Annotated in this window: 18 protein-coding genes; 7 read left to right on the forward strand and 11 right to left on the reverse strand. The window is 69.3% G+C overall.

Features of this window, described 5'->3' with window-relative positions; translation table 11 throughout:
• Positions 1–61: 61 nt before the first annotated feature.
• From MRBLWH10_RS14600 to MRBLWH10_RS14625, 6 genes are all read right to left on the reverse strand, one after another.
• Positions 62–2098, reverse strand: coding sequence for an acyl-CoA dehydrogenase (locus MRBLWH10_RS14600; RefSeq protein ID WP_341940460.1), 2037 nt, complete (start codon positions 2096–2098; stop codon positions 62–64).
• A 132-nt stretch (positions 2099–2230) separates the two neighbouring features.
• Positions 2231–3373 carry an HTTM domain-containing protein gene (locus tag MRBLWH10_RS14605; protein ID WP_341940461.1) on the reverse strand — a complete coding sequence of 381 codons (1143 nt, stop codon included), beginning with the start codon at positions 3371–3373 and terminating at the stop codon, positions 2231–2233.
• Entirely contained in the window at positions 3370–4188 is an 819-nt protein-coding gene (locus tag MRBLWH10_RS14610) for a DUF5819 family protein (protein ID WP_105673834.1), read from the reverse strand. The genes MRBLWH10_RS14605 and MRBLWH10_RS14610 overlap by 4 nt, the downstream gene beginning before the upstream one ends.
• 73 nt (positions 4189–4261) lie before the next feature.
• Positions 4262–7843, reverse strand: a complete 3582-nt coding sequence (locus tag MRBLWH10_RS14615; RefSeq protein ID WP_341940462.1) for a choice-of-anchor G family protein — start codon at positions 7841–7843, stop codon at positions 4262–4264.
• Positions 7844–8096: 253 nt separating this feature from the next.
• The gene (locus tag MRBLWH10_RS14620; protein ID WP_341940463.1) at positions 8097–9857 is read right to left on the reverse strand and encodes a glycoside hydrolase family 3 N-terminal domain-containing protein; all 1761 of its coding nucleotides are present in this window, start codon (positions 9855–9857) and stop codon (positions 8097–8099) included.
• A 2-nt stretch (positions 9858–9859) separates the two neighbouring features.
• Positions 9860–11158 (reverse strand): MFS transporter, encoded by a 1299-nt coding sequence (locus tag MRBLWH10_RS14625; protein ID WP_341940464.1) that lies wholly within the window; start codon positions 11156–11158, stop codon positions 9860–9862.
• 137 nt (positions 11159–11295) lie between these two features.
• Between MRBLWH10_RS14625 and MRBLWH10_RS14630 the strand changes: the two genes are divergently transcribed.
• Together MRBLWH10_RS14630 and MRBLWH10_RS14635 are read left to right on the forward strand one after the other, a co-directional pair.
• A complete protein-coding gene (locus tag MRBLWH10_RS14630) occupies positions 11296–12558 on the forward strand; it encodes a TetR/AcrR family transcriptional regulator (protein ID WP_341940465.1) in 1263 nt (420 codons plus the stop codon).
• Between the two features lie 58 nt (positions 12559–12616).
• Positions 12617–13840 (forward strand): hypothetical protein, encoded by a 1224-nt coding sequence (locus MRBLWH10_RS14635; RefSeq protein WP_341940466.1) that lies wholly within the window; start codon positions 12617–12619, stop codon positions 13838–13840.
• A gap of 204 nt (positions 13841–14044) precedes the next feature.
• On the opposite strand, the gene recQ is transcribed toward MRBLWH10_RS14635, so the two are convergent.
• From recQ to MRBLWH10_RS14650, 3 genes are all read right to left on the reverse strand, one after another.
• Complete coding sequence (recQ, locus tag MRBLWH10_RS14640; protein WP_341940467.1) at positions 14045–16072, reverse strand: DNA helicase RecQ; 2028 nt, start codon at positions 16070–16072, stop codon at positions 14045–14047.
• Between the two features lie 86 nt (positions 16073–16158).
• Complete coding sequence (locus tag MRBLWH10_RS14645; RefSeq protein WP_341940468.1) at positions 16159–16578, reverse strand: hypothetical protein; 420 nt, start codon at positions 16576–16578, stop codon at positions 16159–16161.
• Positions 16579–16616: 38 nt separating this feature from the next.
• A complete protein-coding gene (locus MRBLWH10_RS14650) occupies positions 16617–17525 on the reverse strand; it encodes an Ig-like domain-containing protein (protein ID WP_341940469.1) in 909 nt (302 codons plus the stop codon).
• 178 nt (positions 17526–17703) lie between these two features.
• Here MRBLWH10_RS14650 and MRBLWH10_RS14655 point away from each other — a divergent pair, with 178 nt between their 5' ends.
• The gene (locus tag MRBLWH10_RS14655) at positions 17704–18315 is read left to right on the forward strand and encodes a hypothetical protein (RefSeq protein WP_341940470.1); all 612 of its coding nucleotides are present in this window, start codon (positions 17704–17706) and stop codon (positions 18313–18315) included.
• Between the two features lie 58 nt (positions 18316–18373).
• Here the strand turns inward: MRBLWH10_RS14655 and MRBLWH10_RS14660 are convergent, their stop codons facing one another.
• Positions 18374–18880, reverse strand: coding sequence for a MarR family transcriptional regulator (locus MRBLWH10_RS14660; protein ID WP_341940471.1), 507 nt, complete (start codon positions 18878–18880; stop codon positions 18374–18376).
• Between the two features lie 59 nt (positions 18881–18939).
• Here MRBLWH10_RS14660 and MRBLWH10_RS14665 point away from each other — a divergent pair, with 59 nt between their 5' ends.
• From MRBLWH10_RS14665 to MRBLWH10_RS14675, 3 genes are all read left to right on the forward strand, one after another.
• The gene (locus MRBLWH10_RS14665; RefSeq protein WP_341940472.1) at positions 18940–20382 is read left to right on the forward strand and encodes an MFS transporter; all 1443 of its coding nucleotides are present in this window, start codon (positions 18940–18942) and stop codon (positions 20380–20382) included.
• A 159-nt stretch (positions 20383–20541) separates the two neighbouring features.
• Positions 20542–20844, forward strand: coding sequence for a GNAT family N-acetyltransferase (locus MRBLWH10_RS14670; protein WP_105673810.1), 303 nt, complete (start codon positions 20542–20544; stop codon positions 20842–20844).
• Positions 20841–21758 carry a pirin family protein gene (locus MRBLWH10_RS14675; RefSeq protein ID WP_341940473.1) on the forward strand — a complete coding sequence of 306 codons (918 nt, stop codon included), beginning with the start codon at positions 20841–20843 and terminating at the stop codon, positions 21756–21758. The genes MRBLWH10_RS14670 and MRBLWH10_RS14675 overlap by 4 nt, the downstream gene beginning before the upstream one ends.
• 202 nt (positions 21759–21960) lie before the next feature.
• Here the strand turns inward: MRBLWH10_RS14675 and MRBLWH10_RS14680 are convergent, their stop codons facing one another.
• Positions 21961–24990 (reverse strand): S8 family serine peptidase, encoded by a 3030-nt coding sequence (locus MRBLWH10_RS14680; protein WP_341940474.1) that lies wholly within the window; start codon positions 24988–24990, stop codon positions 21961–21963.
• A 166-nt stretch (positions 24991–25156) separates the two neighbouring features.
• Here MRBLWH10_RS14680 and MRBLWH10_RS14685 point away from each other — a divergent pair, with 166 nt between their 5' ends.
• Positions 25157–25702, forward strand: a complete 546-nt coding sequence (locus MRBLWH10_RS14685) for an ECF transporter S component (protein ID WP_341940475.1) — start codon at positions 25157–25159, stop codon at positions 25700–25702.
• The last annotated feature ends 69 nt before the right edge of the window (positions 25703–25771 follow it).

Below are 25771 nucleotides of genomic sequence, written 5' to 3' on the forward strand. Positions count from 1 at the left end.
AACCCACACAGGATTCCGACGCGAGGCGCCGACTAACGCGTTTCGACCGAGGCGACGCAGCTCAGCGCTGCTTCTTCAGCGCCTTCTCCTGGATCGGGGCGTTGCCGGATGCCGCGAGGTCGGCGTAGTACGCACGGGCCTCGTCCTGGCGGGCCTTCTCGGCCCCGCTCGCGATGGGGGCGCGCAGGTGCTCCTGCTCGTAGCCGAACGCGTCGACGAGGTCGAGCGCATACGGACGCAGGCGCGCGCACAGGCGGTCGATGTAGCTCGACACCGCGGCGGCGCGCTGCGTCGAGAGGCGGCCGTTGATGAGGTACCAGGCGAGGTGCTTCTCGATGAGCTGCAGGCCGAAGAGGTCACGCAGCCAGGTGAGGACCTTCTTGGTGCCGGCATCCGTCGCGCGGTTCACCCCGTCGGTGAACGCCTCCCACTGCAGCAGCTCGCCGTGCGCACGAGCGGCTTCGATGAGCTCGGCCTGGTTCTCGTTGAAGAGCCGTGCTCCGAGCTCCTTGTCCTTGCCCGCCGCGCGCAGGCGCCCGGCGATGTCGGCGACCATCTGCTGCACGCGGTCGGCGAGCAGCTCGTGCTGCTGCTCCTCCCGCAGGCCCTTCTCCACCGAGCGGGCCGTCGAGCCCAGGTCAGCGACGGCCTGACCGAGCTGACGGAGACCCGCACCGTGGAACACCTTGCCCGCGGTCTGGCCGACGGCGAACTTCGCGAGGGCCGCGGCGTCCTTGCCCTTGAACTGCTTCGCGTAGTCGGTGAGCAGACGCTTGCCGACCAGCTGCAGGAGGACGTTGTTGTCACCCTCGAAGGTGACGTAGATGTCGAGGTCGGCACGGAGCCCGACGAGGCGGTTCTCGAACATGAATCCCGCTCCGCCGCACGCCTCACGAGCCTCCTGCAGAGTGTCGAGCGCGTGCCACGTCGACAGCGGCTTGAGGGCCGCCGCCAGCGTCTCGAGGTCTTCGCGGTCGTCGGGGGTGTCGGTGCGTCCGGAGAAGACGCCGTCGAACTTCTGCAGGAACTCGTCGTGCGCGAAGATCTGGGCGTAGGTCGTCGCGAGGCGCGGCAGCAGACGGCGCTGGTGCTTGCCGTAGTCGAGCAGCACGACCTCCTGCCCGTCGGCCCCGCCGAACTGGCGGCGCTCGGTGGCGTAGGTGATCGCGATCTTGAGCCCGAGAGCGGATGCCCAGGATGCGGCGCCGTCGAGGGAGACGCGCCCCTGCACCAGCGTGCCGAGCATCGTGAAGAAGCGGCGGCCGGGGCTGTCGATCGCGCTGGAGTAGGTGCCGTCGGCCGCGACGTCGCCGTAGCGGTTCAGCAGGTTCGTGCGGGGGACGCGCACGTGGTCGAAGCTGAGGCGGCCGTTGTCGATGCCGTTGAGCCCGCCCTTGAGTCCGTCGTCCTCGCGGCCGATGCCCGGCAGGTCGACGCCGTCCTCCCCGCGCAGCGGCACGTAGAAGCAGTGGACGCCGTGGTTGACGCCGTTCGTGATGAGCTGCGCGAAGACCGTGGCCGCGACGCCGTGCAGGGCGGCGTTGCCCAGGTACTCCTTGGTCGCCGCACGGAACGGCGTGTGGATGACGAACTCCTCCGTCTCCGGGTCGTAGGTCGCGGTGGTGCCGACCGAGGCGACGTCGGACCCGTGGCCGATCTCCGTCATCGCGAATGCGCCGGGGATCTCGAGGCTCATGATGCCGGGCAGCCACTTGTCGTGGTGCTCGGCGGTGCCGAGCTGCAGCACGGCCGAACCGAACAGGCCCCACTGCACGCCCGACTTGATCTGGAGGCTGGGGTCGGCGACGACGAGCTCCTCGAAGCCGGCGATGTTGGCGCCGTTGTTCTCCTCGCCGCCGAGGCGCTTCGGGAACGCGCGGTGCACGGCCTTGTTCTCGACGAGAAGGTGCAGCTGGCTGAGCACGCGCTCGCGGTGCTCGTCCTTGCCGAGGTCGTCCTTGCGCCAGAAGGCGGGGTCCTTGATCATCTCGCGGGCCTGGCGACGGATGTCGGCCCAGGTGCCCATCAGGAGCTCGGTGATCTGCTCCACATCGGGCTGCGGGTTCTTCACTTCGGGCACGGTGGCGACGTCGACCATGGCGTTCCTCTCAAGACGTGGGGTACGTCAATGGTAGGTCTGCCACAACATCGAGAGAACTCACGTGTGACATTCACACAATCGGATGCCGCGGCATCCCCCGGTCGCGTTGTGCCCTCGGCACAGTCCGGGTCAGGCCAGAGAGGATGCGGTAGGCGGAGGCGCCGTCTTGGCCGCGTTCCAGCGTCGGCGCACGCCCGTGCTCAGACGCTCCCAGGTGCGGTCGCGGATGAAGATCGAGTCGATCGCGATCATCGTCAGCGAGAACCACGGCAGCCCCATCAGCACGGCGATGCCGATGTGGAAGGACAGGATGCCGACCAGCGCGATGAGCCGCGTCGGACGCGTGAGCAGCGCGAGTGGGAACGCCACCTGCAGCAGGATGGATCCCCAGCTGAACGCCACGACCATGGGACCCCAGGTCGTGACGAGTTCGCTGAGCACCGGCCAGGTGCCGAAGCGCATGGTGTGCAGCGGGTTGTAGACCGCGTACCCCTGCTCCCACGGCGCACCCCCGGCCTTGAACAGCGCGCCGGATGCATAGACGAAGCAGACCTGAGCGGTGAGCGCCACCAGCGCGAGGTTGTGGAAGACCGTGCCGAGCAGCGCAGGCTGGCTTCCGGCGGCGAACCAGTCGCCGCTCTTCGCACGGCGGCGGGCGTCGAGCGACCAGCGGGCGGCGGGGTCGGCGAAGAACAGCAGCAGCAGCGCGATGCGGAACATGTTGTCGCCCTGATCGCCGACCATGTCGTTGGCCTCGATGAAGCCCACCCACAGGCAGAAGAAGACCGGCAGCACGATGCGGAACCGCCAGCCGAGCACGAACAGCACGGCCAGCGCGGCGAGCAGCAGGTACAGCGCCGTGTAGGCGAGATCGTTGCCCATCGCCGCGTGGAACGCGCTGAAGATCCAGATCTTCGGGAAGTCGCTGACCGGCTGAGCGAGCTCGCCGTTCCACGCGGAACCCGAGCCGAAGGTGTACAGGCGGGTGCCGAAGTTCGAGGCGAGCAGGCCGAGGGCCGTGACGCCGAAGAGGATGCGGGTGACCGCGAGCCCGTAGAGGGCCTTCTTGCCGTTGAACAGCCAGTCCGAGACGAACGCGGAGATCTTGTCGACGGCCGACAGCAGCATCGCCCAGAATCCCGAGATCATCGACGCGACGAAGGTCAGCAGGCGCGCGGGGAAGGACGCCTGCGGCGCCTCGGGGGCGGATGCCGGAGCGTCCGTCTTCTTCACGGTCTTGGGCGCCTTCGGCGGCCGGGTGTCGACGCTCACTGCTGGGTCCTCTCGAACTGTGCACGGAAGACGTCGGCGAAGTTGCCGCGGTTCTGTCCCTCTTCCTCGATCGGTGCACGCCACCCGGTCGTGGAGAACGTCGGATCGGGACGCTGGGCGTTCGGGTTGTTGCGCTCGGCGTAGGGGACCACGTTCTGCCGGCTCACCCGGTACTGCACCTTGACGACGGCATCCGCTCCCCAGATCGCGTAGGCGACCTGCGTGGCGTAGGCGGTGGCCAGGTGCTCGGCCTTCATGTACTCGACCGTTGAGGGCTTGTCGTCGCCCTCGAGCTTGTCGAACGAGCCGACCATCCAGTCCTCCCAGCCGTCCTTCGCGAAGTCGAGGGCGGCGACGGCCTGCTGCTGCTCGCTGAGGTCGTTGTACGCGTTCATCTGCCCGCTCGCGACCTCGCTGGACTGGATGCCGGCGCGCGGCGGGAAGAGGTTGTAGCGGATCATCGAGAGCTCGACGTCGGTCGCGCTGACCCAGCCGGTCTCGACCTCCTCGCCGTCCTTCTCGATGACGGCGCGGACGTTGAAGTGGTAGTCCCCGTTGATCGGCTCGGGGGCGAAGACGCTCCACGACTGGCCGAACATCGGCAGCATGTAGCTGGCGAGCACGTCCTGCGTGGGGATCTCGCGCAGCGCCGAGTACGGCGCGATCCACAGGAACGACGCGAACACGTGCCACAGGGTGAACAGGCACGCGACGAAGGCGATGAGCTTCACCCACCAGGTCGGTCGTGGTCTGGTCGCGACAGCGACGGCATCCGCCTCCGTGTCGCTCGGAGCCTGATCGGTCTTCGTGCTCATAAGAGTCCTTCTCATCACTGAAGGCCGGGGCCGCCCGAAGAGGGCGACCCCGACCTGTGACAGCGTTTCTGTCTTACTCTGCTGCGACCGTCGCACGCTTGCGTGCGACCAGCGCCGTGCCCAGACCGAACATCAGGAGCAGGGCTCCGAGAACGATCCAGCCGTTGGGCGCCGTGCCGCCGGTGGCGGCGAGGCCGGTGGCCACGACCTTGAACGTACCCGCGACGCTACCCGACTCGGGGCCGGTGAGCGTGACGGTGTGCGTGCCGAGGTCGGTGCCGGCCGGGATCGCCCACGTGAACGTGACCGTGCCCTGAGCGTTGGCCACCTGGGTGCCCAGCGCCAGCGGGTCGGAGTTCATCACGCCGGTGACGACCTCGCCCGGCTTGAAGCCCGTGCCGACAGCGGTCTGCTGCTGGCTGCGCTCCAGGACCGGCGACTTGATCGTGATGCCGAGCTTGCCCTGCGGGTTCGCGGCCGCCGAGGCGTTCGCGTTCGTCGAGGCGGTTGCCGTGGTGGTGGCGGTGGCCTCAGCGCTCGCCGCCGACGTCGCATCAGCCGCGGCCGTCGACGAGGCGTTGTTCGACGAGGTGGCGTTCGCTGCGACCGCAGCTGCGGCGTTCGGGTCGGCGGTCGCCGAGGCGTCCGTGTTCGCTGCGCTGGTCGACGTCGCGTCGGTCTGCGCAGCCGCCTGAGCCGACGCTGCCGCTGCAGCATCCGCCTCGGTCGTCGCAGACGTGGACGCATCCGCGGATGCAGTTGCCGTCGCGGCCGACTGCGCAGCCGCGCTCGCAGTGACATCGGAATCCGCTGTCGCCTGGCTCGTCGCGTCCGCGAGAGCTGCCGCCTGCGCGGCGGCGACTGCCACTGCGTTGTTGTCAGCATCCGCCTGAGCCGACGCTGCGGCGGAAGCCGAGGCGTTGGTGTTCACCTGCGCCGAAGCGTTGGTGTTCGCCTGTGAAGCCGCACCCGGATCAGCCGCAGCCGATGCACTCGCCGCAGCCTGCGTCGAGGCGTCGGTCGATGCGTTCGAGAGCGACGCCGCCTGTGCGGCTGTGCTCGCGTTCGCATTCGCCGCCGCAGACGTGTCTGCGTTGGTGGTCGACGTCGAATCGGCCTGCGCAGCTGCCTGCGCAGCGACCGCCGCATTCGCATTCGCCGCGGTCGTCGAGTTCGCTGAGGCCGCCGTGGACGCATCAGCGATCGCTGCGGCCTCTGCCGCACCAATGGCTGCTGCGTTGGCTGCCGCACTGAACGAGGCGTTCGCGTCGGCGTCAGAGTACGCCGCCGCCTGAGCTGCCGCCTGAGCAACCGCCGCGGTCGACGCATCAGCATTCGCGGACGCAGAGGCCGAGGCCGCCGCATTCGCGCTCGCGGACGCGTCCTGCGACGCATCCGTTGCCGCGTTTGCGATTGCTGCGGCCTGAGAAGCGACAGAAGAGTTGATCTCTCCCGACGCCGACCCGGTCGCACGCGTGTCGTCCGATGCGTCCGCCTGGGCTGCAGCCTGCGCAGAGGCAGCGGCTCCCGCGTTGTCATCTGCATCGGCCGTGGTCGATGCGTCGACCGACGCATCCGCGGTGGCAGCAGCCTGAGCTGCCGACTCCGCGTTCGCGGTCGCTGCGGCCGAAGCCTGAGACGTCGCGTTGGCGAGGGCCGCGGCAACAGCCGCCGCCTGTGCAGACGGGTCGCCGTCTGCAGTCGCGTCTGCCGATGCCGATGCCGATGCCGATGCGTTCGTGTTGACCTCACCCGTGCCGCCCGCGGTGATCGAGACGGTGTCGGTCGCGACGTTCTGCGGGTCCTCGTCGTCAGCCGCGGTCAGCACGTAGTCGGTTCCGACGGCGGTACCCGCGGGGATCGCGTAGACCGTGTTCGCCGGGAAGCTGCCGTCGGCCTCGACCGTGAACGTCACGGGCGTGCCGATCGTGTCGTTCGAGGCGTTGCGCAGCGTGAGGGTCACCGTGGATCCGGGAACCCAGTTCGCACCGACCACCGGCAGGTTGCTTCCGGCCTGAACCGGATCCTGCGCATCGACCGTCGGGTCGACCGCCGCGATCTCGGCCGCGCGCACCGTGGAGGAGGCGAGGTCGAGGTTCAGCGCACCCAGCCCTGGCAGGAGCTCGAAGCTGATGGCGTTGACCGTGAACGATTCGGCGCCGAGGACTCCCGGCTCCTCCTGCTCGTTGATCGTGATCTCGACGACCTCGTTCAGCGCGTCGAACAGCGGGCTCAGCGCGGCGACGACCGGGTTGAGGATGCCGTCGAGGGCCGGGGCGAGACCGCTGGTGACCGTGGTGAGCAGCGTGCTGATGACCGGCGCGAGCGTGGTCGTGAGCAGGTTGATCACCGGCGTCGTGACGAGCGAGAGAACGCCGCCGAGCGGAATGCCCAGCAGATCTCCGTCGACGCCGACGACCGGGCTCCCGGGAATCGCGCCCGTGAGCTGGCCGAGCTTCACGTCGACGGTGATGTCGACATCGGCGTTCAGCAGGAGGGCGGTGACGTGCGCGCCGAGCTCGATGTGGAGGCTCAGGTTGTTGATCAGGTCGGTGACGACCGTCGTAACCTTGGTGGTCAGCGTCCCGAGGGCCGCGGTGACCGCGGAGGTGATCGCCGTGATCGTGGTGTCGTCGAGGACGAGCGTGTTCGGGTCGAGACCGTTGAGGTCGGTCGCCGCAGGCCCGTTGACGATCTTCGCGAGGTCGACCGAGACGAGGCCGTTCGCGAGGTCGATCGAGACGATTCCGTTGGGGTCGGCCAGCGGCTCGGTGATCAGGGTGTTCGTCGCGGCGGTGATCGCCGCGTCGAGTCCGTCGATCGCGATCGTTCCGCCGCCGATCTGCACCTGCAGGACGGCCGGAACACCGAGGTTGAGGTTGACGGCGCTGACCACGGAGTCGAGGACTCCGCCGGTGCCGACGGCCGCGTCCAGCGTGTCGCCCACGCCGTTGAGGACGCCGCCGAGCGACGTCGCGACGGTGCCGACGAGCGGGCTGGAGACGTTGAGCTCCAGATCCGCGACCGTGTACTCCGAAGCGAAGGTCACGTCCGACGCGGTGCCCGTGGCGGTCGCGGTCGATGCGATCGCGCCGAGCTCGATGCCGAGGTTGTCGACGACCTGGTCGGTGATCCCCGCGACACCGAGCTGGTCGAGCACATCGGTCAGGTTGAGCTTCGCGTTGCCGTAGGCGCCGGGGTTGTTGATGTCGGTGGCGATCGTGCCGTCTTGGCTGATCGCACCGGCGCTGGCCGTCGAGGTGTTCGCGGTGGGCGACCCTGCGAAGGAGTTGAGCACGCCGAGCTGACCGAGGTCGAGGAGGCCTGCGCCACCCGGACCCGAGATCAGCGGAAGCTGAAGGCCGCCGCCGAGATCGACGGTCAACCCCTGGAGCAGAGTGACGTTGAGCGGAGTGATCTCCGGCCCGATGTCGCTCGGGTTCCCGCTGACGGCCTGCGAGACATCGAGGATGTCTCCGCCGAGCAGCTCGGTGCGGATGATCTGGCCGAGTGCCTCGGAATCATCGCTCGGTGCGGCGGTGGCGCCCATGGGCACCAGCGCGCTGGTGAGGATGACAGCGCCCGCGGTTGCCGCGGCGATGCCCCCTCCGATTGCCCTGCGTCTGCGCAGGGTCTTCCCCTCAATGTTCTTCATTCGCCTCTCCCGTGTGATGCAGAACTTCGTTCGCGTCACAAGGCCCTCCCCAGGTATCGACATCGAGTCGACAGAGCGCATGCCATGCCAGTATTCCGGTACAACTCTCAGAATGTCCAGCGAATGCACAGAAAACTTCAGAAGTGAAGGATTGTGACGCGGGATGCATCGGCGCAGAGGATCGGCGTTTGTTCTCCTGAGACGAAGAGACGCCCCGCGGGCCGAAGCCAGCGGGGCGTCTCTTCGCGCACGATTACAGGGACAGACCGTGCCCGAACCGGAACAGCGGGTCCGCCGTGTCGAACGGGACGTCGGGGCGCGACGACTCGACGGCGGCCATCGAGCTCGGCACGTCGAACGGCAGCTTCCCCGTCGCGGGGACGGCTCCCGTGAGCACGTCGAGCAGCGCGTCGGCGCCGGCGCCCCAGTTCGCGACGACGGCGCCTGCGGCCTCCACGATCGGCCCGAGGATGGCGGGGCGGTCGAGGAACACGTCGACGACGGTCGGGACGGATGCCGCGACCTCGGCGACGTGGGCGATGACGTCCTCCGGGAAATCGAGCGAGCCCGCGTGGAAGAAGTTCTCGAACATCGAGGCGCGCTGCTCGTACGGGGCCTGCAGACGCAGGATCGCGGCATCCGCCTCCTCGGGTGTCGCGACGACCTCGCCGTAGCGCGCCGCCGCCTCGGGCGCGATGCCCTCGACGTAGAGCTTCAGCCCCGTCCGCAGCGGAAGCACCCCGTCGTTCGACAGCACCGCGACCGAGGCGCGCTGCGCCTGCTCGCCCGCCGCGCGGAACTCCGCGGAGCCGACGATGGCGTCCGCGGCATCCACGTCGACATAGGGGTCCTCGAAGAGCCCGAGCTCGAACTTCTCGCGCAGCAGGCGGCGCGCGGAGACGTCGAGACGAGCCTCCGCGACATCTCCCGAGCGCACGAGGCCGATCAGCAGCTCCGTCTCGTTCTCGCCGCCGAACTGGTCGGCGCCGGCGTCGAGGATCTTCACCATGCGCTCGGCCGGGGTGAGGTGCTCGACACCCCAGGCGCGCGCGGCGAAGTCCGTGCCCATGATCGGGTGGTCGGTGACCAGACCCCAGTCGGTGCAGACGATGCCGTCGAATCCGAACCGCTCGCGGAGCAGCCCCGTGAGCACGCCCTTGTTGAAGCCGAAGCCGACCTCCTCGTACTGCGTGCCGACCGGCATGCCGTAGTAGGGCATGATCTGGCGACCGCCGGCGGCGAAGATGTCCTCGAACGGAAGGAGGTGGTGCTCGAAGTTGTCGCCGGGGTAGACCTGCTCGCGTCCGTAGTCGAAGTGCGGGTCCTCGCCGTCCTTCTGCGGGCCGCCTCCGGGGAAGTGCTTGGTCATGGTGGAGACCGAGCCGGGGCCGAACGACGCGCCCTGGAAGCCGCGCACGTAGGCCGCTCCGAGCTCGCCCGCGAGGGCGGCATCCTCGCCGAAGGTCTGCAGCTGCCGGGCCCAGCGCGACTCGGTGGCGAGGTCGACCTGCGGGTGCAGGGCGACGCGGATGCCGACCGCCGTGTACTCCTGGCGGGCGATGTCGCCGAAGCGCTCGACGAGCGCGGCGTCACGCGTGGCCGCCAGACCGAGGGGCTCCGGCCACTGCGAGAAGGGCCCCGCGAGCATCGTCGCGCCGGGGTTGTCGCTGAACGAGTGCCGCGGGTCGGTCGAGATCGACACGGGGATGCCGAGGCGGGTGGACGCCGCGAGCTCCTGCAGCCTGTTGTGCCAGGCGGCGATGTCGCTCGCCTTCGGCGCGACCCCGAGCAGGTTGAAGTGGTTCATGTGGCGGCCGACCACGTATTCGCGGTTCGAGGGGATGCCGAAGTTCGCGTCGCCCTCGGAGAGCTCACCGCCCTCGCCCATCACGATCATGGTCTGGAAGAAGAGCCCGGCCTTCTCCTCGAGGGTCATCTCGGAGAGCAGCAGCTCGACGCGCTCGTCGACGGGCAGATCGGCGTCGAGCCAGGGGCGTTCGTTCCGTTCGGACATCGTCACTTGACTCCCTTGATGCGGTAGACGAGCACGGCGCCTGCGAGCGCGACGACCGCGCCGAACAGGTACCAGGTGGGGTAGCCGCCGAGCGGGGTCGCGGCACCCAGGGCGATGATGCCGGGGGCGACGGCGGGGGCGATCGACTGCGGAAGGGCGTTGGCGATGTTCAGCACGCCGAGGTCCTTCGCGACATCGTCCGGGTTCGGCAGCACCTCGGTGGCGAGGGCGAGGTCGACCGAGAAGAACGAGCCGGCGCCGAGGCCGATGATGGCCTGGCCGATGATCACGACCGGGATGCTGGGGGCGATCGCGAGGATCACGAGACCGACGACCATGATCACGCCGGCGACGGCGACGAACGGGCGTCGCTTGCCGATCTTGTCGGAGAGGAACCCGCCGAGGGGCGAAGACACGGCCATGGCCGCCATCGAGGCGAGGTTGGCGGCGAGGATGATGCCGACGGCGCCCTGCTCGTCGAGGCCGAACTTGGTGACGAGGTAGAGCGGCAGGAAAGTCGCGATGCCCGCGTAGCCGAACATCACCATGAACTTGGTCAGCCACGTCCAGCCGAAGTCGGGGTGCTTGCGCGGGTTGAAGACGAAGGAGCCGAAGAACATGCCGATCGTGAAGCGCTCGGCGGGCTTCTCGGTGAGCACGCGGTCCTTGAGGATGGCCACGAAGACGATGGCGAGGATCAGGCTGATCACGCCGGGGACCACGAAGCGCTCGAAGTCGCCGGGGAGGAAGTTCACCAGGAAGCTGCCGGCGAGGATGCCGATCGGGGTCGTGATGCCGACGAGACCGGAGACCTTGCCGCGGCTGGAGACGGGCACCTGGTCGGGCAGCGTGGCGTTCGCTGCGGCGAGGACCGCGTTCATCGAGGTCTGCACCAGGCACCAGGCGAGCAGCACCATCCACACCGACGACGCGGCGCCGATGAGGGCGAACCCGCCGAGACCGACGATCGAACCGCCGAGGATCCACGGACGACGCATCCCCCAGCGCGAGGTGGTGCGGTCGGAGAGGCGACCGACGAGCGGGTTGGCGATGAGGGCGAAAGCGGCGCCGACCCCCATCACGAGGCCGAGGCTCCCCTCGGTGTTGGTCGGGTCGAGGTGCTGGACCTTGAAGGCCATCGAGACCATGACCGGGGTGAGCAGGGCGAGGTAGACGCCGAAGTTCACCGCGGCGAGACCGGGCGTGTAGCCGCGGGGGGTCTTCTCGGGGGTGGTTCCGGGGAGCTTGAAGCCGGTGGTTCCGGCGGCTGCGGCGTTCGCAGCCGATGACAGCTCTGTCATGGGAGATCCTTTCGGGCAAGGTTCGGCCGGTCTTCCGCGATCGGCGCGGACTCGACGATACACGAATCTCGACCGTTTGGTAAGTGAATCTCGACCGGTTGGTAATGAGCGAAGATAGAGTGTCCTGGGAGGATGCGATGACGAACACCCGGCATGCTCGTGCCGCTGCCACGAGGCAGCGCATCCTCACGGCTGCCCGCGAGCTCTTCGTCGCCCAGGGCTACCGCTCCACCTCGCTGCGCGACATCGCCGCCGCGGCATCCGTCAGTCATCCCGGTCTCCTCGGCCACTTCGCCTCGAAGGACGACCTGCTCGCCGAGGTCGTCGCGCAGTTCGAGGAGGAGAACGCGGAGGCCGTCAGCGTCCTCACCGCCGCCGCCGAGCCGGGGTCTCTCGTGCTCTCCGAGCTCGCCACCCGCAACGCGGAGACCCCCGGCTACCTGGAGCTGTACGCCGCACTCACCGGCGAGGCGTCGGCGCCGGCCCACCCCGCTCACGAGCGGATGCGCGAGCGCTACGCCACCATGCGCGAGCTGACGGTCGACGCGATGCAGGATGCCGTGGACCATGGCGTGATCTCCGCGGATCGCGAGCTCGAAGGCGAGACGATCCGCCACATGGCCGGGTGGGACGGCCTGCAGCTCATGGCGCAGTACCTCCCGGAGCGCGTCGACGTCGTGGAGATGCTCGAAGAGCGGGAAGGGCTGTGGGCGACGCCGGTCGGATGGCGCGACCCCGAGGAGCCCGAGCCGCCCGCCGAGCCGTCGGGCCCTCTTCCCGAACTGGCGCTCAGCGGCCTCGCCGACGAGGACCAGGCCGGCTACGCGGCCGGCCGCCGACGTCGAGCGCAGATCCTCGTCGACGCCACGCAGCTCTTCGCCCGCAGCGGATACGGAGACACCAGCCTGCGCGACATCGCCGAGGCGGTGGGGGTCTCGAAGTCGACGCTGCTGCACCACTACGCGACCAAGGAGGCGCTGCTGAGCGCGGTGCTCACGGAACGCGACGACGCGATCCGCCTCCAGGACCACGCGACGACCCCCTGCCGCGCGGCCGACCTCCTGCGCGGGATGCCCGCGGGCGCCGCGCACAACGCCGAGGTCGAACCCGGCCTCATCGAGGTGTACGCGGTGCTCTCGTGCGAAGCCGTGCCCGCAGGCCACCCCGCCCACGACTACTTCATCCGCCGTTTCGAGCGCAGCCTGGACTACTTCACCGAGGTGTTCCGGCTCGCTCAGCGCGATGGCGACCTTCCCGAGCATCGCGACCCCGAACGCGAGGCGATCTGGCTCATCGCCCTGTGGGACGGACTGCAGTACCAGTGGCTCTACGACCGCGACGCGGTGGACGTCGCCGTGCAGCTCCGCGCCCACCTGGACGACGTGCTTCCGGCACGCTGAGACGCGTCCCCGCACCTCCGTCCGTCGAGCACCGCCTCGCTCTGACAGGATCGTTCCCATGAGCACTGCGGGGGGCCGAGCGGCACAGAGGGCGAAAGGGCGCCCTCATCGCGGCGGGAAGGGCACGGGGCCCGGTCTGCTGAAGAGCTGGATCATCGTCGCTGCCGTGCTGGTAGGCATCTGGGCGGCGTTCTTCGGCATCCCCTCCGTTGTCAGGATGCTGAACGCCCCGCCCATCTCCGCGGACTTCGGCCTCGAAGACGCCGTCGTGGCCCTGCGCCTGCACGCCGGCGACCACGCCTATCTCGTGCTCGTGAACGAGGCCGGAGAGACGCGGTCGGTGGAGCTCGAGGAGCGGGGTTTCGAGGAGTCGAGGATCGCGTGGTCGGAGGCGGGGCTGAGCGTCGGCGGCCCCGCAGACGAGTACCTGATCCACGAGGACGGGCTCACGAAGCTGCCCCTATCGGGCGCGAAGGAGTCGTCGTCGGAGCGGGCGAGGCTCGCCGTCGCCGACGGCTTCGCGGTGTACACGGGTTCGGCCGAAGGCCAGCAGCTGGCCTTCGTGGATGCCGCCACGAAAGAGATCACCACGATCGACCTCGGGTACGTCAATCCCGCGCTGACCACGTGCGGCGATGATCTCGCCCTGGTCGACGAGTCCGGTGTGCGCATCGTGACCTCGGAGTCGCGCGACATCGACGGGCTCGGCGTGTTCACCGGAGTCCGCACGCTCGTCTGCGACCAGGACCGCGCGCTCGGCCTGGGCGAGATCGTCGACGAGGAGACCTCGGCGCACCAGAGCCTGCAGATCTGGGACCGGGCCACAGGGGACAGACAGGAACTCGAGATCCACTACCCCGAGTCGGTGCTGGGGTGGGAATCGGGCACGCCCTTCGTCTGGGAGGGACGACTGCACTGGGCCGCCGGGGCCACCCTGTGGTCGATCCCGCTCGCCGAGATCGCGGAGTCGAGGTCGGTGGACGCCGAGCCGGCGGCGGATCTGGGCGGGTTCGTGGGTGAGCTGAGCCCGGTCGTCCGCACCGACCAGGGTGCACTGGCGCAGAGCGGAGGCCGCGTCTTCGGCGTCGCCACGGAGGAGGATTTCATCAACCCGAACCGCGGCGAATCGTACGACAAGCTCCTCAGCCTCGCGATCTTCAGCGCGGACGCCATCAGCGGCGAGCGGCGGATCGAGATCGACGTCGACGGCATCGACTTCCCCCGGCGCGACCTCCACGTCACGGCGATCGCCGTGAACCCGGAGTGGGCCGCCGGGCGCTGAGCACGGTCAGCGGCTGACTCCTCCCTGCGATGGAGGGAGTGCACCGAGCATCCGCCACCGCGTTTCGTCTCGTCGCTGCGCTCCTCGCTCAACGACCAGAACCCGACCTCCGAGCGAGCCTCGAACCCGCCCGCCGACACGCCTTCGCCTCGTCGCTGCGCTCCTCGCTCAACGACCGGAACACGACCTCCGAGCGAGCGCGGCTCAGCCCGCGGCGATCACGGCGAGCACGCCCTCGCCGTAGGCCTCGCGCTTCTTCTCACCGATGCCAGTGATCCCGTCGAGCGCCCCCATCGACGCGGGCCTATGCTCAGCGAGGGCACGCAGCGTCGCATCGCCGAAGACGATGTACGCGGGCACACCCTGCTCCCGCGCGGTCTCCGCACGCCAGGCGCGCAGCGCCTCGAACAGCGGGCGATCTCCGGCATCCAGCGCATCCGCCGCACTCGCCTTGCGGGCGCGAGGCGCCGACGTCGGCCGGCCGATGGTGTCTTTGCGCAGCGGCACGGGGGTCTCGCCCTTCAGCACCCCCACCGCGAGCTCGCCGGGGGCCAGAGTGCCGTACTCGCCCTGCGCGACGAGGATGCCGCGGGCGAGGAGCTGCCGCACCACGCTGCGCCAGTCCTGATCGGAGAGGTCGGCGCCGATGCCGTAGGTCGCGATCTTCTCGTGGCCCTGCTGACGGATGCGCTCGGTCGACGCGCCGCGGAGGATGTCGATCAGGTGACCGGCCCCGAAGGCCTGGTTGCGCTCCTTCTTGAGACGCACGATCGTCGAGAGGAGCTTCTGCGCGGGAATGAGGCCGTCGAAGGTCGCGGTGTCTTCGAGGCACGTGTCGCAGTTGCCGCACGGTTGCGACTCCTGACCGAAGTAGCCGAGCAGGTTCTGCCTGCGGCACTCGACGGTCTCGCACAGCGCGAGCATCGCGTCGAGATGCTGCCCCATGCGCATCTTGAACGTGCGGTCGCCGGGGCTCTGGTCGATGAGACGGCGCTGCTGCACCACGTCGCCGAGGCCATAGGCCATCCAGGCGACGGAGGCCTCGCCGTCTCGGCCGGCACGACCGGTCTCCTGGTAGTACCCCTCGACCGACTTCGGCAGGTCGATGTGGGCCACGAAGCGCACGTCGGGTTTGTCGATGCCCATGCCGAACGCGATCGTGGCGACCATGACCACGCCGTCGTCGCGGAGGAACCGTGACTGGTTGGTCGCGCGGACCTCGGCCGGAAGCCCCGCGTGATACGGCAGCGCGTCGAAGCCCTGCGCGGCGAGGTACGTCGCGGTCTGCTCCACCGACTTGCGGCTGAGGGCGTAGACGATGCCAGCGGCGCCCTCCGGCATCGAGCGGATGAAGGCGACGAGCTGCTTGCGCGGATCGACCTTCGGCACGATCCGGTACTGGATGTTCGGGCGGTCGAAGCTCGCCACGAAGTGCCGCGCGGCGTCGAGGCGCAGCCGCTCGGTGATCTCCTGGTGCGTGGCCCTGGTGGCCGTGGCCGTGAGCGCCATGCGCGGCACCCCGGGGAACCTCTCGCCGAGGTCGCCGAGAGCGAGGTAGTCGGGACGGAAGTCGTGACCCCACTGCGACACGCAGTGGGCCTCGTCGATCGCGATGACGCTGAGGGTGCCGCGCTGCAGCAGCGCGGTGGTCTGCGCACTGCTGAGCCGCTCCGGCGCGACGTAGATGAGGTCGAGCTCGCCGGCGACGTACGCGCGCTCGACCTCGCGCCGCTCGTCGATCGACTGCGTCGAGTTGAGGTACGCCGCGTTCACGCCGTTGGCGCGCAGGGCGTCGACCTGGTCGTGCATGAGGGCGATGAGCGGGCTGATCACGAGTCCGGTGCCTTCGCGCACGAGCGCCGGCACCTGATAGGTGATGCTCTTTCCGCCGCCGGTCGGCATGAGCACGACGGCATCCCCGCCGCCGATCACCTGCTCCACGATCTCGGCCTGGTCGCCGCGGAACTCGTCGTAGCCGAAGACCGTGTGCAGCGCCTCCCGCGCGGTGGCGAAGCGGCTGGGCGTCGCCCTGCGCACGGGCGCACCGGATGCCGGGGCGGATGCCGTCACGGGCGTCTGCGGTCCGGGGCCCCAGTCGAGCGGAGGCTCGTACCCTGAGCCCTGCGGCTCCCAGTCCATGGGCTCCGGCGGCTCGCTCGGCTCCCACCCGTCGCCCCAGGGCTCGTCTGCATACGGCAGATCCTCGTACGGGTCACGGGGAGTCTGCGGCATCCCTCCAGCGTAACCACCCCCGCCGACGTCACGCCCCGCGTTCTCCACAGGCGCGGACTCGACGACGCCTCGACCTCCCGCTCAGTTCACGCGCGGGAGGCCAGCCCGGCGTACAGCATCTCACCGGACTGCGGGTCGGTCAGGACCAGCACCGTCTCCCCCACGCGCGGGATCTCCAGCCTCGACACGAGCGCCTGGATCGCCACCGCCTGCGCGCCGACCTGCAGCGTCAGCACGATGCTCGGGTTGTCGTTCACCGTCTGCCCGGTGTCCTGCATCCCGAGCACCGTCGCCTCCTGCGTCGGCACCCCGGCAGCGCGCAGCACGGCGACATTCTCGGCCTGGTGGATCGAGCCCGCCGCCTGCCCCACTGCCGCAGTGAACTCGCTACCCATGAACGCCTTGGTCATCTTGCCCATGAGTCCACGCCCTGCGGCGATGTCGTCGGCGAGCTTCAGCCCCTCCTCCTGCCGTTCCTGCTGTGTCTTCCTGGTGAAGAGTCCCATGATCACTCCTTCTCGTGTTCTCTCTCGCGAATCGCAGGTCAGACGGCACGACGCCTACGCGACGAGCGGAGCGCGACGAGCACAGCGCCCGCACCCAGCAGCAGCGCAGAGGCCACGACGCCCGGGAGCGCCTCGGCGCCGGTCTGAGCGAGCTCACCCTTCGCCGTCGTGTCGGGCTTCTGCGGCGTATCCGGCCGCGGCTCGGGCGCCACCGCCGGCGTCACCGTGATCGTCACCTTCGCCACGTCGCTCTTGTGATCGTGGTCGTCGCACACCCAGTAGAAGAGCTCTGCGACGCCGGTGAAGGCCGCGCCGGGAGCGAAGACCAGGCTCCCGTCGGCGTTCACGGCCTCGAACATCGAAGGGTCGTCAGCGGCCCAGTCGCAGACGACGATCGGATCGCCGTCGGGGTCTGAGTCGTTGCCGAGGATCCCTGCCGGACCGACCGTGAGTCGCGTCGGGGCCTCGGCGCCCTGGCTCACTTCATAGGTGTCGTCTTCGGCGACGGGCGCGGCGTTCTCGGGCTCGGCGGCCGTCACGGTGATCGTCACCGTCGCAGCACCATCGCTGTCCCTCTGAGAGTTCACCGCGTGCACCCGATACGTCCACACGTACGTGCCGACGAAGTCTGGAGCGGGCGTGAAGCTGAAGGCGCCGTCGGCGTTCATCTGACTCAGCAGGTTCGAGTTGGTGAGCGTGGTGACCTGGAGCGGCCCCGCACCGGGTGCCCCCTCGTCATCGTTGATCAGCACGCCGTCCTCCGCGGGGACGGCGAGCGTCGAGCCCTGCACCATCGTGTAGTCGTCGTCTGCAGGGATGGGCGGCGGGATGACGACGACGGCGGCGGCGGGTCCCGTGCCGATCATGAGAGCCACCGAGGCGAGCGCCACGGCACCCACCGTCGTTCCGGCATATTGCTTCCGCCGCGAACGGATGCTGATCTTCATTCTTTGTCCTTAGAGATCGAGGGTCGCGCGGCGAATCTCCCATGTCCGCCCGCTGAGACGTGGCCGGTGATACAGTGGCACACTTTTGATACAGTGGCACATTTCTCGGTCACCGTCAACCGATAGGAAGCGTCTGAGAGCATGGAGGGGCAGCGCACGCGAACGAGGAGGAGGACGCATGGACGCCGACCAGACGCCCATTCCCCCCATCTCGCTCCCCCCAGAGGGCTCGCGCGCCGAGAAGATGCTGCTCGACGTCGTCGCAGAACTGCGACGCCAGGGCAACGTCAACCGATCGTTGCGGCAGATCGCCACCGGGATCGGCACGAGCCATCGGATGCTGCAGTACTACTTCGGCACCAGGGAGCACCTGCTCAGCCTGGTCATGCTCCAGCTGAGCAAGGAGTACATCGCCAGGCTCAGCCCGATCCCGCCCCAGAACCGCGCCGAGCGCATCCAGCGCACCTGGGACATGTTCCGCGACCCGAACAACCGCCTCCAGACGCAGTTGCTCTTCGTCCTCGCATCCTCCGCCGCCGAGCGTCCCGACGTAGAACTCCCGGGCCTCCGCCACGACCTCGACGCCTTCGCACACTACCTCGCCCGACTCGGCGAGGAGGAAGGCCTGTCCCGACAGATCGCCGAGGAGGAGGGCCGCTACATCATCGCGAGTCTGCTCGGCCTGTATCTCGACTTCTTCATCTCGAAGGACAGTGCGCGCGTCGACGAGAGCTTCGCGACGCTCAAGAGATGGGTGCAGAACAGCACGGATGCCGCCGCGCGCCGCTGAACCACTGCGCTCGCACACGACATAGCCGGAGGGAGTGCAGCTCGGACAGGCGGGCGGCTCAGTCCGGAGTCGAGCGGTCGTAGGCGCCGATGAGGTCGTCCAGGAATCGCGAGACGACGGCGCGCTCCTCCTCGCTCATCGCCGAGATCACGTCCTCGACCTCGTCGATGAGCGGCGCGACCATCCGCTCTGCGTCGGCGGCTGCGGCATCCGACACCGTCACGATGAGCTTGCGGCCGTCGGACGGATGCCGCTCCCTGCCGATGTGCCCTCGATCCTCGAGCCTGTTGAGCACGAGGGTCATGGCTGCGGTCGAGATCTCGACCCGATGCGCGAGCTCGGTCGGCGTCGTCGGCCCGGACGAGATGAGATGGTCGACGACCTCGAGTCCGGCGGCATCCAGGTCGAGCCGCTTCGCGAGCGACCTCTCGAATCGCTGCTGCCGCATCGTGAGCTGCTGCACGCGCGACCGGAGGTCGCGCTCCTCCGCTGGTTCGGTCTCGTGGCGCCTCGACGGCGAGTAGCCCCCTCGTCCAGCCGCACGCTGGTTCGACGTCGCATCCATGTCTGTCATAGTAGTATGAATAATTGCTAATTCTATTGATTATCAAGATGTGAGATGACATGGCCGAAACGACCGAACCTCCCTACCGCTGGCGCTGGGCGATCCTCGGGGTGATGCTCGCCGCCGAGATCATGGACATGCTCGACGCGACCATCGTCAACGTCGCCGGACCCTCGCTGGAGACGTCCCTCGGGGTCACCCCGCTCGGACTCCAGTGGGTGATCGGCGGCTACGCCCTCGCCCTCGGCGCCGGACTCATCCTCGGCGGCCGGCTGGGCGACCGGTACGGGCGCCGACCGATGTTCCTGCTCGGGCTCACCGTGTTCACGGCGGCATCCCTCGCCTGCTCGCTCGCGCCGAGCCCCGAGACCCTCATCGCGTTCCGACTCGTCCAGGGCGCCGCGGGCGCATTGCTGCTCCCCCAGGGACTCGGACTGCTGCGCGAGAACCTCTCGGGCGCCGAGCTGGCGACCGCGTTCGGCGTGTTCGGGCCCGCGCTCGGACTCGGCGGCATCCTCGGTCCTGTCATCGGCGGCGGACTCATCGAGGCCGACCTGTTCGGACTCGGCTGGCGCTCCGTCTTCCTCGTGAACCTGCCCATCGGGATCGCCGCGCTGATCGTCGCCTGGCGCATCCTGCCGAAGCGATCCGGCGACCGCAGGGTCACGATCGACCCCGTCGGGGGCGCGCTCATCATCCTGTCGTCCGGCCTGCTCGTGCTCGCCCTCACGTTCGGCCCCGAGCTCGACTGGCCGGTCTGGGCCTGGGTGTGCGTGGTCGTCGGCGCTCTCGGCTTCGTCGTGTTCGGCTGGCAGCAGCACAGCCTGCTGCGTCGAGGAGGGGTGCCGCTGGTCACCGCCACCATGTTCACGCGGCGCGCCTACACGTTCGGGCTCGTGGGCATCGCCCTGTTCTTCAGCAGCCTCACCGGCACGCAGCTCGTGCTGACGCTGTTCCTGCAACAGGGCAACGGCTTCACCGCCGGCGAGGCCGGGCTCGGCAACCTGCCCCTCGCGATCGGGTCCGCGATCGGCGGAGCGCTCAGCGGCGCCTGGCTCGCCGAGAAGATCGGCCGCTCCGTGCTGCAGCTGGGCGCCGTGACGCAGCTCGCCGGCACCGCTCTGCTGTGGTTCGAGCTCCAGCAGCCGGGAGACTTCAGCATCTGGGGGATCGCCCCCGGCATCGTCTTCTTCGGCATGGGCGGGGGAGCGATCATCGCCGCCCTGTTCAGCACGATCCTCGCGGCGGTGAAGGATGACGAGATCGGCTCGGCATCCGGAGTGCTCACCGCGGTGCAGGCGATCGCCAGCGCCGTGGGCGTCGCGATCTTCGCCTCGGTGTTCTTCGACGCCGCAGGGTCGGGATCGCCGTCGGAGGCGTTCCAGCACACCCTCATCGTGCCGGCGATCACGCTCACGATCTTCGTCGCCGTGAGCTTCGCCTTCCCCCGCACGAGCCGGGAGGACGCGCACGGTCTCGCCGACGCCGAGCCCGTGCACTGAGCCCGCTCCGTCACGCCCGGCCCCGTCCGCGCCCGCGGCCCCCCTACGAGACGACGCCCCGTCTGAGAGACGGAGGCCAGGCCGGGCGTCGGCGCGCGGAGCGAGCCCTCCCGCTCCCGGCGGGCGTAGGTTGGACGCAGACCGCAGAAGGAGCTACCGATGACCGATATCGCCGTCACCCGCAACGACGACGCCTCCCGCTACGAGATCACGCTCGACGGCGGCCTCGCCGGCTTCGCGGAGTTCGAGCTGCGCCCCGGCGCGATCCGCTTCACGCACACCGAGATCGATCCGGCGTTCCAGGGGCGGGGGCTCGCCGGCATCCTCGCGAAGGACGCCCTGACGGATGCCGCGGCATCCGGCGAGGCGATCGTGCCGCTGTGCCCGTACATCGCGAAGTACCTCGAGACGCACGAGATCCCCGGGGCGGAGATCCGCTGGCCCGGACGCCGCGACTCATGATCGGTCAGCACCGGCTCATCCTCGAGCCACGGGAGGTGCCCCTCGGCGGCGTGCGCGGCATGAACGTGCTGCGCGCCCTGCCGCACCGCAACCTGCCGACGATCGGCGCCTGGTGCTTCCTCGACCGGTTCGGTCCCGCAGACACGAGGATGCGCGTCGAACCGCACCCCCACATCGGCCTGCAGACCGTGACCTGGCCGCTGGTCGGGGAGATCCGTCATCGCGACTCGCTCGGCAGCGACGCCGACCTGCGCCGCGGGCAGCTGAACCTCATGACCGCGGGGAACGGCATCTCGCACTCGGAGTACTCGATCGGCGAGGAGCCGATCCCGCTGGACGCCCTGCAGTTCTGGGTCGTGCTGCCCGAGTCGGCACGGCACGGCGCCGCCGGATTCGAACGCCACACCGCGCTGCCGGGCGTCACGCTGCCCGCCGTCGACGGAGCGGATGCCGCGGCCACCGTCGTGCTCGGCGAGTTCGCGGGGGCGACGTCTCCGGCGACCGTGCACACGCCGATCGTCGGCGCGGAGATCGTGGTGCCGGCCGGGACGGCCGTGCACCTGCCGCTGCGCGCCGACTGGGAGCACGGGATCATGCTCGTCGAAGGCGCGGCGACCGTGGCGGAGCATCCGCTCACCCTGAACGACACCCTCTACCTCGGCGACTCGCGGGAGAGCGTGGAGGTGTCGAGCGCCGAAGGGGCGCTACTGTTCCTGCTCGGCGGCGAGCCCTTCGAAGACGAGATCGTGATGTGGTGGAACTTCGCAGGCCGCACGCACGACGAGATCGCCGCCGCGAGGGCCGACTGGGAGGCCGCGTCAGCCCGCTTCGGCGAGGTCGAGGGACACGACGTGCGCATCCCCGCCCCTCCCCTGCCCGACGTGCGACTGATGCCACGGGGCCGCCGGATCTGAGGTCGCCTCGCGGGAAGCGTTTCGACTCGCGGCGGGCGTCTCGACTCGCGAAGATCAGCACTGAGCGAGCGAAGCGAGTCGAAGTGTCGCTCAACGGCCCGGGGGCGGTCGCGAGGCCGCGAGTCCCGGGCGTTGAGCGAGGAGCGCAGCGACGAGACGAAACGGGGTGGGGCCCCGGAGGACCCCACCCCGTTCCGACGTGCTACTGCGCGTCGACCGTGAGGATGGTCGACACCGCCGACTCGCCGTACTGCACGAGGCCGAGGTAGCGGGTCCCGGCGGTGAGGCCGCTCCATCCGAGCTGGAAGCTCGTCTTGGTGCCGCGCGTCGCCGCGATCGGGTTCGGGGTGGCCGTGAAGGCGCCCTCTCCGCTCGGCTGCACGTTGGCGACGGTCATGTCCCACGTCATCGGCGCCGAGGTCGAGTACACGTTCGCGACCACCAGGTAGGTTCCGGCCTTCGGAGCCTTCAGCGTGACCTGCTCGTCGGCCGAACCCGTCGCCGACTGCCACTTGTCGTAGTAGCGCAGGTCGTCAGGGCTGACCACGCGGTAGACCGCGAGGTCGAGGTCGCTGCCCGCGTCATCCGACGAGTCGAGGTCGAAGCGCGACAGCGTCGTGCCGGCCGGCACGTCGACCAGCCAGGAGACGTTCTTGTCGGCATCGCCCGACGCCTCGTCGCCCGAGTGCCCATCGACCCGGCCGTCCGGGTCGGCGAGGAGCTCGAACGGGGTGAGACCCGACAGCGTGAGGGCGAGGTCGCCGGTCACGCCGGGGACGATCTCCACCGTGGCGGATCCGTCGACACCGGTGCCCGAGGCCTCGGGCGGAGCGTCCGCCGTCACCGGGAACACCGCGATCGGCGAGCGCACCGTGTTCTTCTTGCTCGTCCACGTCAGCGAGCCGGTGGCCCACTGCTCCACCGGAGCGCTCTGGTTGTCGAAGGTCACCGTGAAGGTGGCCGTCTGCCCCGCACGGTCGAACTTCAGCGTCGACGGCGTCACCGTCGTCTTGACGCCGGGCAGATCGACGGATGCCGTGAACGTGCCCTTCTCGGTGGCCGTGACGGTCCTCGTGACGGTCTGCGCGCTGGCGAGCGAGCCGATCGAGAAGGACGCGATGTTGAGGTCGCTGCCGTCGATCGGGTCGACGCCGTCGAAGGCGCCGAGTCCCTTGCCCTCCAGGAACGCCGCCCAGTCCTTCGCGCCGTTGAGGTACAGCAGGCCCGGGTTGAAGTAGCGCGTCGGATCGACCTGACCCGCGCCCTGCTCGAAGGGGTTCCGGTTCTTCGAACCGTCGGCGTTGACCGTGTCGTAGGCGGTCGTCATCATCGCGGACTTGATCTCCGCCGGCGTGGCCTTCGGACGCTCGCCGAGGTACAGCGCCGCGAGTCCGGCGATGTGCGGCGCCGCCATCGACGTGCCGGAGAGGATGCCGAAGGTCGGCTTCTCGTCCGGCGCGTTGTTCGTCGCCGCGAGGATCGCGACGCCGGGCGCTGCGATGTCGGGCTTCATGATGTCGCTGCCGTCGGCGAGCATCGGGCCACGGCTCGAGAAGCCCGCGATCTGCGGGACGGGAGTCGTGACGCCGGTGGTGTTCTTGCCGACGAGCGAGATCGGACGGTCCTTGCCGCCCTGCACGTAGGCGAGCACGGCCGCACGATGCGCGGAAGCGAGGTGAACCGTCGGAACGGCGTGGAAGTCGTTGTCGAGCGAGTCGGCTCCACCCGGTACGTTCACGAGGACCATGCCCTTGCCGCCGGCGTCCTTCACGACCTGCGACTTCTCGGCGCGGGCGTTGTTGCCGCGGTCGCAGACCACGATGTGCCCCGTGACCTTCGTCGGGTCGAGGGTGCCTGGGAGGCACTGCTGCGCGTTCGCCGCACCCGCTGCCGCGGCATCCCCCGCGTAGATCGACGGACCGGTCACGGTGGTGCCGAACGGCACGCTGACCGAGGCGCCGGCCTGCGCGAACCCGTCGAACGTGACGGTGCCCTCCCAGGTCGGGATGGTGGATGCCGCCACCGTCGTGTACCAGGGCGATGCGTGATCGGCCGTGACGGGGTCGGGGCCGTCGTTGCCGGCGCTCGCCGAGACGAACACGCCCGCGGCCGCCGCGTTGAAGAACGCGATGTCCTCGGGGGCGAGCACGGTCTTGGCCGCTCCGCCGCCGATGGAGTAGTTGATCACGTCGACGCCGTCGGCGACGGCCTGATCGATCGCCGCGACGAGGTCGCTCAACGCGCAGATGTCGTCGGTCGTGACGGCGGGGTCCGGGCCCTCGTAGCAGGCCTTGTACGCCGAGATCTTGGCGCCGGGCGCGACGCCGGAGATCTTGCCGAAGTCGACGTTCTCGATCGACGCCTTCACTCCGAAGTTCCCGGCGGCCGTGCTCGCGGTGTGCGAGCCGTGGCCTGCACCGTCACGCGGAGACAGGTAGTCGTACTGGAAGTCGAAGCCGTCGGCCTGCGCACCGGTGTAGAAGTACTGGCCGCCGATGATCTTGGTCGAGTAGTCGCCCTTGTCCCAGCCCTGGCCTTCGACCATGAGGGACTTGAACTGCCCGCCGTCCGACTTGTCGAAGTAGACGTAGGTGCCGTCGGTGTAGGGCTGGTTGCCCTTGTGGCGGGTGTGGTCGCGCTTCTGCTTCTTGAGCTTCTTGCCCTCGAACGAGGGGTGCTCCGGTGCGATGCCCGTGTCGATCACACCGACCACGATGCCCTCACCCGCGCGGTCGACGCCGCCGGTCTGCTGCCAGAGGCCGCCGCGCCCCTTCTTGTCGTCGCCGAGTCCGAGGAAGGACGTCGACGTCTGCGCGTCGGGGTGACGGATCTCGTCGGGGAACACCTCGTAGACGTCCTTCGACGCGCGGAGCTTGTCGACCTGCTCGCCCGTGAGCTGAGCGCTGAACCCGTTGAGGACGGTCTGGTAGGTGGTGTCCGGCGTGACGCCGACCTCCTGCGCGAGGGTCTGCTGCTCGGTCTCGAGGTGCTGGATGTAGCGCTGCGAGTCCTCGGACTCCGTCTCCAGCTGCTCGCCCTCGACGGGCTTGGTCGCCTTGAGTCCCTTGACCTCGCCGGTGTAGCTCGCCAGCGGGTCGGACTTCATCACGACGATGTAGTGCCCCGGAGTGCCCTCGACGGGGGTGGGATGCGTCACCTCCTCTACTCCTGCGTAGCCGGCGGTGGCGGTTGAAGCGATGAACAGCGTCGCCAGGGTGGTGGCTGCTGCCATCCGGAGGGGTGTTCGACCCATTGGTGCTCCCGATGTCCTATGGTGCAGCCGCGTTGCCGCACCGTCGCTCAAAGTAGTCCCGGAATCCGACTCTCACCAGATCCACAGCCGGTTCCTAGACGATCGGCCAGCCGTCGCCGCCGTTGGTCGACAGTAAGCTGGAGACGTGGCATCCTCCCGCTCCCCCCTGCCGACCCGCGTCCTGCTCGTGTGCGCCGCGATCGGTGTGGCGACCGGCATCCTGGGAGGCATTGCGGGCTGGGTGACCGTCCCCGTGCTCGCCGGTCCCGCCTTCCTCTACGGACTCGTGCTCGGCTCCCACGTGCTGCCCGGCATCATCGCGCAGGAGGTGCTCCGCCGCCCCCTCGTCGCCATCGTCACGCACGTGATCGCCGCGCTCATAGCGAGCGCCTTCAACCCCGCGTGGGCGCTGCGCTTCATCGGCACGGCGCTGCTGTTCGGCGCGATCCAGGAGGGCGTCGCCGCGCTGACGCGCTACCGCTCGTGGGGCGCCTGGCGCTTCTTCGTCTCCGCAGCGGTGATCGGCGTGTTCGTCGCGGTCGTGGTGTTCTTCGCCGCGCACCTGTCGACCATGGAGCCGTGGGCGCAGATCGCGTACCTCGTCATCTCGGTCCTCGGCCCGGTCGCCTGGACTGCGGTGGGCCTCGCCATCGGCGCAGCGCTCAGCCGCGCCGGCGTCGCACGCCGCTAGCGCGGGTCCGCTCCTCCTCGGCCGGTCTCGACGCCAGTTCCCTCGTCCGAGTCTGCAGAACAGGCCGCA

The sequence above is a fragment of the Microbacterium sp. LWH10-1.2 genome (assembly GCF_038397765.1).
GTDB classification, from domain to species: Bacteria; Actinomycetota; Actinomycetes; order Actinomycetales; family Microbacteriaceae; genus Microbacterium; species Microbacterium natoriense.

Excerpts from the sequence above, each read along its gene's own strand:
- MRBLWH10_RS14615 (WP_341940462.1), bottom strand. The coding sequence starts at position 7,843 with ATGAAGAACATTGAGGGGAAGACCCTGCGCAGACGCAGGGCAATCGGA.
- MRBLWH10_RS14610 (WP_105673834.1), bottom strand. The coding sequence starts at position 4,188 with ATGAGCACGAAGACCGATCAGGCTCCGAGCGACACGGAGGCGGATGCC.
- MRBLWH10_RS14630 (WP_341940465.1), top strand. The coding sequence starts at position 11,296 with ATGACGAACACCCGGCATGCTCGTGCCGCTGCCACGAGGCAGCGCATC.
- MRBLWH10_RS14665 (WP_341940472.1), top strand. The coding sequence starts at position 18,940 with ATGGCCGAAACGACCGAACCTCCCTACCGCTGGCGCTGGGCGATCCTC.
- MRBLWH10_RS14645 (WP_341940468.1), bottom strand. The coding sequence starts at position 16,578 with ATGGGACTCTTCACCAGGAAGACACAGCAGGAACGGCAGGAGGAGGGG.
- MRBLWH10_RS14680 (WP_341940474.1), bottom strand. The coding sequence starts at position 24,990 with ATGGCAGCAGCCACCACCCTGGCGACGCTGTTCATCGCTTCAACCGCC.
- MRBLWH10_RS14625 (WP_341940464.1), bottom strand. The coding sequence starts at position 11,158 with ATGACAGAGCTGTCATCGGCTGCGAACGCCGCAGCCGCCGGAACCACC.
- MRBLWH10_RS14675 (WP_341940473.1), top strand. The coding sequence starts at position 20,841 with ATGATCGGTCAGCACCGGCTCATCCTCGAGCCACGGGAGGTGCCCCTC.
- MRBLWH10_RS14655 (WP_341940470.1), top strand. The coding sequence starts at position 17,704 with ATGGACGCCGACCAGACGCCCATTCCCCCCATCTCGCTCCCCCCAGAG.
- MRBLWH10_RS14670 (WP_105673810.1), top strand. The coding sequence starts at position 20,542 with ATGACCGATATCGCCGTCACCCGCAACGACGACGCCTCCCGCTACGAG.
- MRBLWH10_RS14620 (WP_341940463.1), bottom strand. The coding sequence starts at position 9,857 with ATGTCCGAACGGAACGAACGCCCCTGGCTCGACGCCGATCTGCCCGTC.
- MRBLWH10_RS14650 (WP_341940469.1), bottom strand. The coding sequence starts at position 17,525 with ATGAAGATCAGCATCCGTTCGCGGCGGAAGCAATATGCCGGAACGACG.
- MRBLWH10_RS14660 (WP_341940471.1), bottom strand. The coding sequence starts at position 18,880 with ATGGATGCGACGTCGAACCAGCGTGCGGCTGGACGAGGGGGCTACTCG.
- MRBLWH10_RS14635 (WP_341940466.1), top strand. The coding sequence starts at position 12,617 with ATGAGCACTGCGGGGGGCCGAGCGGCACAGAGGGCGAAAGGGCGCCCT.
- recQ (WP_341940467.1), bottom strand. The coding sequence starts at position 16,072 with ATGCCGCAGACTCCCCGTGACCCGTACGAGGATCTGCCGTATGCAGAC.
- MRBLWH10_RS14600 (WP_341940460.1), bottom strand. The coding sequence starts at position 2,098 with ATGGTCGACGTCGCCACCGTGCCCGAAGTGAAGAACCCGCAGCCCGAT.